This window comes from Stenomitos rutilans (assembly GCF_059505485.1).
Genome location: NZ_JCACKR010000007.1, coordinates 1 through 9,108, shown reverse-complemented (window position 1 = coordinate 9,108; position 9,108 = coordinate 1). Strand labels below are relative to the sequence as shown.

The 9,108-nt window shown below is 49.6% G+C and carries 7 protein-coding genes; 5 read left to right on the top strand and 2 right to left on the bottom strand.

What is annotated here, in order from left to right; genetic code table 11:
• Positions 1 to 340 (bottom strand): tyrosine-type recombinase/integrase (locus AC5JLP_RS00300; protein ID WP_496065890.1); only part of this gene is annotated, 340 nt, incomplete at its 3' end.
• A gap of 394 nt (positions 341 to 734) precedes the next feature.
• Between AC5JLP_RS00300 and AC5JLP_RS00295 the strand changes: the two genes are divergently transcribed.
• The 5 genes from AC5JLP_RS00295 (at position 735) to AC5JLP_RS00275 (ending at position 8,298) form a co-directional block, all read left to right on the top strand.
• Positions 735 to 2,039 (top strand): CHAP domain-containing protein, encoded by a 1,305-nt coding sequence (locus AC5JLP_RS00295; protein WP_496065889.1) that lies wholly within the window; start codon positions 735 to 737, stop codon positions 2,037 to 2,039.
• Positions 2,040 to 2,342: 303 nt separating this feature from the next.
• Positions 2,343 to 2,924 carry a hypothetical protein gene (locus AC5JLP_RS00290; protein ID WP_496065888.1) on the top strand — a complete coding sequence of 194 codons (582 nt, stop codon included), beginning with the start codon at positions 2,343 to 2,345 and terminating at the stop codon, positions 2,922 to 2,924.
• A 5-nt stretch (positions 2,925 to 2,929) separates the two neighbouring features.
• On the top strand, positions 2,930 to 4,000 hold the full coding sequence (locus AC5JLP_RS00285) for a hypothetical protein (RefSeq protein ID WP_496065887.1): 1,071 nt from the start codon (positions 2,930 to 2,932) through the stop codon (positions 3,998 to 4,000).
• Between the two features lie 39 nt (positions 4,001 to 4,039).
• Positions 4,040 to 7,582: a CHAT domain-containing protein gene (locus AC5JLP_RS00280; RefSeq protein WP_496065886.1), complete on the top strand. Its 3,543-nt coding sequence runs from the start codon at positions 4,040 to 4,042 to the stop codon at positions 7,580 to 7,582.
• Positions 7,583 to 7,917: 335 nt separating this feature from the next.
• On the top strand, positions 7,918 to 8,298 hold the full coding sequence (locus AC5JLP_RS00275) for a DUF433 domain-containing protein (RefSeq protein WP_496065885.1): 381 nt from the start codon (positions 7,918 to 7,920) through the stop codon (positions 8,296 to 8,298).
• 128 nt (positions 8,299 to 8,426) lie between these two features.
• Here AC5JLP_RS00275 and AC5JLP_RS00270 read toward each other — a convergent pair whose 3' ends face one another.
• Positions 8,427 to 8,969, bottom strand: a complete 543-nt coding sequence (locus AC5JLP_RS00270) for a hypothetical protein (protein ID WP_496065884.1) — start codon at positions 8,967 to 8,969, stop codon at positions 8,427 to 8,429.
• Positions 8,970 to 9,108: the final 139 nt, after the last annotated feature.

Genomic DNA, 9,108 nt, shown 5'->3' with positions numbered 1-9,108 from the left:
AGTAGTCCTCCACCTTCAAGTCACCCACCTGCAACCAGGCTTGTATTGACGCGACAGCCGTGGCATTTAGTGTCACGGGGCGGTACTTGTGCGTCTTGCGCTGTTTCAGATCCAGCACATCGCCCGCTCGCAGCGCTTGCACCTGTCCCACCTTGAGTGACAGCAACTCATTGGCACGATACGCCGTGTTAATGCCCAGCGTGAACAGGCACAAATCACGGGGACGGTCGGCCAGAATTTTCTTAATGCGTTGGATCGCCTTTTTGTCCCGAATCGGTTCCACCTTAATGGTTGATCCGGCAATCGGATGGTTGGGATTCTGACCCTTGGGAAACGGCATCGCGATCGCCCTTTCACTTGATTAACTTTTCCACACCTTAACCTGAATACTTAGTCAGTCAGTCACCCTCCTCTTTTTGTCCGTCTTCAAGGCACCACACTCATACTCCCTCTCAGAAGCCCTTCCCGCCCCTCCTCTTACCCATTAACTTTTTGTCAAAAGTTAATGGGTAAGAGGAGAAAAAGGTGTCGCTACTACCGGGTACTAGCAGATGGCCACTTTCTGTTTCCAATAGAGATCGCGTTAACCTACTCGCAGATAGTAATGCTCTTTCTTTGCTTGACCCAAAAGACTGCGTGGCAATTTGTAACTTATTTCTTAAATAAAAATTAACATATCCTCTTCTTCAATCAGACGCTGCTAAGGAATAGAGAAGTTTAGCCATGACTAGGTTATGACAACTGCTGCTGACGTGCTTCGTATTGCGGAACAAGAGCTTGACTATACTGAGTCATATATTGATGGGGAGGGGAATTATACGAAGTTTGGGCAGTGGTATGGTGTTAACCCAGGTGCATGGTGTGCCATGTTTGTGTCCTACTGCTTTTATACTGCCGATCTACCTCTTCTGCTTCAAAACGATAAGGGATTTTGTTCATGTCCCGAGGGCGCGAAGAGATTTAAGTGGCAGGATAAATGGATTTTTTCTTCACCAGCGTCCCCAGATGTAGGAGATATTATCTTCTTCAATTGGCAAGGCATTCAAGACGATCCAGATCAATCGGATCATGTAGGAATTGTTAAGGAAATTCTCAGTAATGGGGATATTGTAACGATTGAAGGCAATGGTGGTGGAGCAGGAACAGACAAGGTTGCATTTCATACTTATGCTGCCAACTCACCTTTTATTAATGGTTATGTGCATCTGCCTTATGATGGTATTTCTACAACAACTTCTAGTTCCCATCCCGTCTGGACTGGCTACTTCTATACTCTGACATCTCCACCAACACAAGCTAATGCCATCCAAGTTTGGCAGAAACAGATGATTGCTCGTGGTTGGATATTAGGAACAACTGGACCTAGTCAAAAAGGGGATGATGGTGTTTTTACACAGCGGAGTTACGATGTCCTTCTCCAATTTCAGCGTGAGAAGGGACTGGAAGTCGATGGTATTTTAGGACCTAATTCCTGGAACGCTGCGTGGGAAGCACTTGTTACTAGTAGTAGTTCAAACCCTCCAGGTTCAAAGTGGCAAGATTTTTATAATGGTCTTTCGTTAATGGGGTCAGAAATTCCTCGTAAAGGATTGCAAAACAGCAACCTGGCTAGCCATAGCTTAACAACAGAGCCTTACGGAGATGTTATCTCCTTTAATAGTGTAGATTTTGTCAAAGGAAAAGCCTCTTGGTTTGGCGGACCTCTTGATCAGGATACAAGTGAAGACGAACAAGCTGCATTAACCCAAGAGCTTCTACGAAGTATCCAGAAAGATGTTTACTACTGTGCAATGCGCTGGTCTTATTCCCCAAACAGCATTACTTTCTGGAAGAACCGTCGATTGTTAGTACTGAATCCCACGAACCAAAAGGCAGTAATTGTACGGGCAATCGATTGGGGTCCAAATCCAGTAACAACAGATCGTATGCTTGATTTGTCTCCTCAAGCATTACAAGCTTTGGGTGCTGATACGGATGATAATCTTCTTTGTGCGTTTGCAAAACCTAATGATACTACTGTCGGCCCTTTAAGTTCTTAGCTTGGACTTTATCCAATTTGGTCAGTGTAGGACAAAAGACTAGCAGTCCAATGAGTGCAGTACTCATTAGACTGCTGCTAGAGGACAGGTGCTTCAAGGCTTTGGCTGAGTTGAAGCACTTTAACGTTTGATAGAACGTCCTCTTCAAGCTCTTCCTCTCTCATTTAAGCCTCCAAAAAAGTTCTGCATCATCAAAGCCACTATCCCCCTTACTAATCCGGAAATCACTGAACCCTTTTTTACAACGTCCTTTGCCGGATTCATAACGCTCATGTCAAATTTTCAACATAACGCTAAACACTTATGTCAGTTAGGAAAAAAACGATCAAGGAGAATGGCAAACGCACTATTTCCCTGCAGGGTAGTCAGACTTTGACAGAAGCGCTTCAAGCTTTGCAAGACCTGCAGTATTCAGAAAACGAGACTTATCTTGTCGTTACACTCGCCGATGCAAAGTATCACGTCATACTCTTCGCTGACTTGACAGCAATACTCAAAAAGTTAGGACCTGACGGTTTAACGCAACCCCTCTCGAACTTGCCTCTTGCTCCCGCCAGTCGCATCGTGCCAACGGATACAGAGGAGAGTGGGGGCGATCTTCTGGCTTGGGTTGCCAGCCATCCCCAAGCACCTGTTGTTGTGACTGATGCCGGTAAATTTGCCGCTCTTTTTATTAATCCAAACCGATCTGGAGAGGCAGGCTTGGCAGATAATCTGTCCTTACTCGGGCTACAAGGTGAATTGGTTCAACTGAGCCAAGATCGTCGGGCTGACTATGTACCTAAAGTACAGCCTCCGGCCTGCCCCCATTGCCATCAAGCGAACTTCTATAGGCTCAATGAGGCGATGCAATTCTTCTGCCCTAACTGTAAGAGCCTTGTCTAACCGTCATGAAAGAACCGTCTGAAACCGTTTCCGAGTCGGTTAAGTATCTTGGTCAGGGGTTTTTGCTGGCTTATTATTTGCCAGGGCTCGTTTTTGTGCTGGCACATCTCTATGTGCTCATTCCTGCCTCGGTCAGGAGTCTGCATCTGTCCCAGCCAACAGCGAATAAAGTAACGCTCCCCTTACTTGGCGACATTGATCTGTCCCCATTGGTTGATTCGTTGCTTTGGTCCTTGCTGGTTAGCGTTGCGTTATTTGTGCTGAATACAGTCCTGATCCGCTCCTTTGAGGGGAAGCCGCGTTGGCTGAAAGACGGCTTGCTCTCTCGTCTCACAAGACGCAATCAAAAAGAATGCAAAAACTTGTATGGCAGACTCGCTTCTCTACAAAAGAAATATCTTGAGCTTAATAGTCAGAGCCCGCAGGCGAGTGCCCAAGAAACTCTACTTGAGTCCTTAAAGCTTGAGATTGAAAATGAGCACAAAAAGATAGAAGAAGCAAAACCACAGCAAACCTTACCGCATAGTGTTGAACGAGTTTGCCCGACTGCTTTCGGCAATGCCTACGCGATCGCCGAAGAATATCCCTACGAACACTACGGGGCCGACTCAGTGCTTTTTTGGCCACACTTACGAGCACTTATGTTTGCGAAAGCAGCCGACCACTCCCTCCGGCTAACGCAGCAAAAAACGGTATTAGACCTATCCATTAACTTTGCTTTCCTTTCTGGCCTCATCACCATTGAAACTATCCTCCTACTTGTGTTTTCAGGTGATAAGCCTCTCTTGCTTGTCTTCGCCGGGGTTACCTTTCTTCTTGCTCTCTGCTTCTACCAAGCTAGTGTTGCAGCCATTCAAGGTCTGGGCGGACTCATCAAGGTGAGCTTTGATTATTATCGTGGATTTGTTTTACAAGCCTTTAATTTGAGAATGCCTGACAACTTGAGTGAAGAGCAGACTGTGTGGGTAAAATTGGCCGCTTTTATCCGACGCGGTGATGCATTCTACTTTCCAGAAGCGTACCGAGAGCCGAAAAGCGCAACTAATGGGATTGAAGCAACCCCAAAAGAGCAATGAAATGGTCCCTTTTCCTTTTCTTTCACTGAGGCAGACGAGATGGTTGGTCAAAACTCCGGGACGTTGACGCTAACGCTGAAAAAGCAAGCTGAGCATTACACCATTGAAGCCAGTGGACCAAAAGGGATTCGAGTTGAACCCCGACCTGCGCCTCAACTGAAAACGTTGCTCTCCGATCCACAAATAACTGACACCCTTAGGGAGCTATCGGGCCGCACGGCACCTGCCACTACCGAGACGATTCAGCAACTCGGTAAAGCCTTGTATGATGCGCTCTTCACTCACCCAGAGCTACTGCTAGCTTTTGGTAAGGCACAGGGTAGTGCCAGTTCTGATAGCGGTGTGCGCTTGCGCTTACAAATTGAGCCAACAGAATTAGCGGCTTTGCCTTGGGAGACCTTACATGATGGGAAAGAGTGGCTCTCGACTCAAAGCAGCACGCCACTAGTGCGGAAATTGGCTCTCTCTGAAAACAGAAAGCCTCTACAAAAGCTGCAGATTCGGGGCGCATTACGTATTCTTTTTGTTGGTGCGTCCCCAGAGGATCTGGATCGCCTAGAGGTTAAGCAAACCGCTGAGGAACTGGAGATACTGCTGGGAGGAGCCATCAAGAAGAAGCAGATTGTCTTTGATAAGCTACTCAACGCGACTCTGGAAGACTTGCAACAAGGATTGCTGAAGGACTATCACATCCTTTACTTTGCCGGACACGGCAGCCCCGAAGGCATCTTTTTAGACGATGGCGAAGGCGACGACATCGAAAAAGCTGGCAAGGTGGTGCGCGGCAGAGGGGATAAAATGCTGGTTTCAGCTGAAACCTTAGCTCAGGCATTAGAAGGAAAGCAGACGCGACTAGTCTTTTTGGCTGCCTGCGAAACGAGTAAAGCCTCAGAGCGAAGTCGGTTGCTGAGGGGCTTTGCCCAAGAGTTAGTAGAACGATCAAATTTGCCTGCGATCGTGGCTATGCAATATTTCATTAGTGATATGCAAGCCAACCCTTTGACCACTCAGTTCTTTGCGGCGCTGGCTGCGGGTCGTCCGGTTGATGTAGCGATGGCAGAAGCGCGTGCGGTCTTAATGAGCCAAGGACAAGTCAACCGGGATGTGTTTTCGCCGGTGCTCTATTTACAAGCAGAAGATGGGGCGTTGTTTCCCAAAACCAAGAATTGGCCTGCGATTAGTCTAGGTGTAGCCCTCTTGATTGCTGCTGTTATAGGAGGAGGCTTTGCCCGAAGTGCAGAGATGGAGCAAATTCAAACCTCTGTGGCACTGTCAGCGGCAAAGCTGTCCAACAATCAGGAGTTGGAAGCGACGATTGCCAGTATCCGGGCTGGAAAAGCCGTACAGCAATCCCTCTGGCAGAAAGTAATTCCCAATGCTCAGATGCAATTATCAGCCTTGGGGCAATTGCAACAAATGGCAAATACTGGGCAAGAACAGAATCGCTTAGAAGGTCATCAGGGAAGTGTCACTAGCGTGGTATTCAGCCCCGATGGGAAACAACTGGCCACCAGTGGCGAAGACGGCACTGCTCGTCTGTGGGATATTAATGGCAAACAACTGGTTGCCCTCAGAGGTCATCAGGGAAGTGTCACTAGCGTGGTATTCAGCCCCGATGGGAAACAATTGGTCACCAGTGGAGTAGACGGTACTACTCGTGTGTGGGACACCAGTGGGAAACAATTGGCCTTACTCAAAAGCGGGCGTGCCAATAACGTGGTATTCAGCCCCGATGGCAAGCAACTGGTCACTCGTAGCGAAGGCGCATACCCTCAACTGTGGGACACCCGTGGGAAAGAATTGGCCCGACTCAGAAGCGGGGAGGCCACTAGCGTAGTATTCAGCCCCGATGGGAAACAACTGGCTACCGGTGGAGCTGACGGTATTACTCGCCTATGGGACACCAATGGAAACCTACTTTCCGTACTCAAAGGCGAAGTCTCCGATACCACTCAGTGGGACGACAGGGGCAGGGAAATGATTGACCTCAAGGGACCTCGAGGGAGTATCAATAACGTGGTATTCAGCCCCGATGGCAAGCAACTGGTCACTCGTGGCGAAGACGGTAGTACTCGTCTGTGGGACACCAAGGGCAAGCAACTGGTTGTATTCGGCGGTGGTCGAGGAGGTGTCACTAGCGTGGCGTTCAGTTCCGATGGTAAGCAACTAGCTACCGGTGGCGAAGATGGCACTGCTCGCCTATGGAAGGCTTCTTTTTTTAGGGGCGACTACGCCGCTCTACAGGAGCCGACCACCCTTGAAGGGCATCAAGGGAATGTTAGCGTCGTGTTCAGCCCTGATGGCAAGCAACTAGCCACAGGTGGCGAAGACGGTACCGTTCGCTTGTGGGATCCCGATGGCAAGCAACTGGCTGTTCTCGCAGGGCATCAAGGGAATGTTAATAGCGTCGTGTTTAGTCCTGACGGCAAGCACTTGGCTACGAGTGGAGTCGATGGCACTGCTCGCTTATGGAACACCAATAGCAAACAACTAGCTGTTCTTACAGGTCATCAAGGGCGTGTCACTAGCGTCGTCTTCTCCACTGATAGGAAGCAACTAGCCACCAGTGGAGCTGACGGCACCGCGCGTCTATGGGATACCAATGGCAAACAACTAGCCACTATCGAAGACGATCAAGGGCGTGTCACTAGCGTCGTCTTCTCCACTGATAGGAAGCAACTAGCCACCAGTGGAGCTGACGGCACCGCGCGTCTATGGGATACCAATGGCAAACAACTGGCTGTTCTTACAGGTCATCAAGGGCATGTCTGGAGCGTTGTCTTCTCCACTGATGGGCAGCAACTAGCCACCAGTGGAGTCGACGGCACCGCGCGTCTATGGGATACCAATGGCAAACAACTGGCTGTTCTTACAGGTCATCAAGGAAGTGTTAATAGTGTGGTGTTTAGCCCCGATGGCAAGCAACTGGCCACCAGTGGAGTTGACGGTACTGCACGTCTATGGGATACCAATGGCAAGCAACTGGCCGCTCTCAAAGGTCATCAAGGGCTTGTCACTAGTGTGGTGTTCAGCTCCGATGGCAAGCAACTAGCTACCCGTGGAGCCGACGGCACCGCGCGTCTATGGGATACCAATGGCAAACAACTGGCTGTTCTCGCAGGTCATCAAGGAAGTGTTAATAGCGTGGTGTTCAGCTCCGATGGCAAGCAACTAGCCACCAGTGGAGCCGACGGCACCGCGCGTCTATGGGATACCAATGGCAAACAATTGGCTGTTCTTGCAGGTCATCAAGGAAGTGTTAATAGTGTGGTGTTTAGCCCCGATGGCAAGCAACTGGCCACCAGTGGCGACGACGGCACCGCGCGTCTATGGGATACCAACGGCAGGCAACTAGCCGCCCTCAAAGGTCATCGAGGGCTTGTCACTAGTGTGGTGTTCAGCTCCGATGGTAAGCAACTAGCCACCAGTGGAGCCGACGGCACCGCTCGTCTATGGCAAGTTGGGGGAATCGATGAACTGCTCTCAAGTAACTGTGATTGGGTGCGGGATTATCTGGAAAATAGCCCTAGCGTGATGAAGCAAGACAGGCACCTTTGTGATGGCATTGGGAGTCGAAACTAGTCATCAGCAGTGGTCAGTGGTCAATGATCGGTTGATGAGAACAATGGGGGCGATTAGTGGGGAAAAATGGGGAGCGATCGCGTTGGTTAATTGCAAGGGGAGCAGAAGTGCAAGACAGCATCAGGGTTTCAGCCACTCAAACCGGGTAGATTGGCCTCTGTACTACCGCTTTCGGAGTCCAAAAAGTCCAAAACCAGTCCAGAGACACTAGTACACCCCAAAAAACGGGTTCTCTACGATCATTCACAGCACTGTTTCCAGCGGTGATCGCGAGCCGCCCTCAGTCAACTACGATCCCTTGTCATCACACCTGATGAGAGTACACGTCCTCGGTCGTGCAACAGCAGCATGGTGAAAAAGCAGCAGAGCGTTCTTCTACGAGGAGCAGCGCTAAGGTAGAAGGCGAAGACGTGAGTGACCTGAGCGACCGACAGTGGCTCGGCACAGACAAACAGCACAAGACCTTGAGGTCAGACATGGCAACGACAAAAATTAGAAAGACACCTGGTATCTGCAACGGAGCCGCGTGTATCGGTCGGACGCAAATTCCGGTGTGGCAAATAGTCGCTTTGCGCGCTCAGGGGTGCTCCGACGCCAATTTGCTCAACGATTATCCACAGTTGACCCGAGATGACTGGAAAGCGGTCCACACCTACTATGTTCAGAACACGGAAGAAATCGACACGGCGATCGCGGCTGAGTCTGCAGAGGGCTAACACCTGTGTGCGGCGCTAGACTCCATCCGGCACGGCCTCAGCTTTGGTGACGACCGCCAAGCAGCGCTTGCCTCTGACTTGAGAGAACAAGAGAGGCTTTGGTGAGGACGAGATGGGGAAGGCAGGCTCTAGTCTCTGCTGTAAGCCGTGAGCGCATACTCGCAGCAGCCAGCTTCCTGGATACGGTCGAAAATTTCAACGTGATACCCATCGAAGAGCTGGCCTTTGAACGTGCAAGGTAAGTCTAACAACAGCATTTTGATGTCTTGCTTGATGTAGCGAGCGCTAAGTTGCCACTCGACGCCACACGCCCACTCTCGCATCCGATACGACATACTCAAGGCATCCAACAACTCCAGCGTGACCGCAAAATCGTTTACCTGAACAATCGTCAGGTTATAAACATTGTGCTTAAACCCTTTTTCATAATTTTCTAGCCACTGCTCAGCTGAGCCCCAAAAATCGCAGTCTTGAATAATCCGACCATTGTCACGTTCGACAAGGAAGCATAGAGGCGTGTCACCATCGCAAAGCTCTATATGTGAGTAGTTTTTGCTTGGAGCCACAAAGTACCAACCATAAGGTTTTTCAATGACGGCTTGCTCCACAAAAAAGCGATTGGAGCCAATGTACTCCTCAGCAAGCTGCTTCGCGTCTTCAAAATTAAGCATGGGTGAAGAGTGGTAGAAAATACCCTCACTATTCCCTGGCTAAAGTGGAAATCCGTGCACTCATGTTAGATGTCAACTACATGTGGCTCTTCCGAGCTTTTGGTGAAACGCTACAATGGAAGAAATAGCATGAGAGACT